We start from the raw sequence: 783 nt of genomic DNA on the forward strand, positions 1-783 counted from the left end.
CTCGTTCGCCGCTTCGATGAGGCTGGCCTCTGTGAGTGCGCCTTCGGCCAGCGCGCGGTCCACGGTCTCTCTGCCGCCGGCCCACAGATCGGTCGTTTCCGCCGGGCGCAAGGCTTCGCTGATCAACCGGCGCCGGGCAGCAAGGGCGGGCCCGGGCGCAGCGATTTCCGCCACGTCCGGGCGCTCGATACCAAGGGCGGCGACCAGCTTCTTCAGGCCGAACTGCGGATGGCCGCAGGCGGACGGCTCCTCGCTGGCGCCGACGGCCCGCCACGACTCCTCGTCGAGGGAGAGATCGAGCCCGGGCAGGACGACGGCGCCGTTTTCGAGGCGTGCGATGGTACGCAGGAGCTCGGCGGTGGCGGGAATGGAGCCGGTGGAGCCGGCGGCGATCACCGGGCCGCTGCCGGGATTGGCCTTAAGCCTCTCCGCCTCCGCCGCCAGCATGGCGTTGCGGTGGGCGGCGGGGTTCGAGCGGTCGTGCTCTGCCAGAACATCGGGCCAGATGCCGGTAACGATGTTCAGGAACTCGAGCGTGACCTGCCACCAGCCGGCGAGTTCACGTGGGACCAGTTCGGTCAGCTTGCGCCAGTCGGCATTTTCCGTCTCCACCTCATTCATGAGCGCGGCGAGGTCACGGGCAAGCCAGAGGCTGTCGCTCAGCGAGGCTGGCACGACCACGCCTTCTTCGAAAAGGGCCGCCACATGCGCCGGCACGCGCGCCTTCCAGGCCCGGACCAGCGGCGCGAGAAGGAGCGTGCGCTCGAGCGCGCCGATGGGGGG

1 pseudogene is annotated in these 783 nt (G+C 70.4%); it reads right to left on the reverse strand.

Annotation, left to right across the window (positions count from 1 at the left end):
- A pseudogene (locus tag ACFP9U_RS25225) lies at positions 1-783 on the reverse strand (double-strand break repair protein AddB); the annotation flags it as partial.

The organism is Nitratireductor sp. GCM10026969 (genome assembly GCF_042660605.1).
GTDB lineage: Bacteria > Pseudomonadota > Alphaproteobacteria > Rhizobiales > Rhizobiaceae > Chelativorans.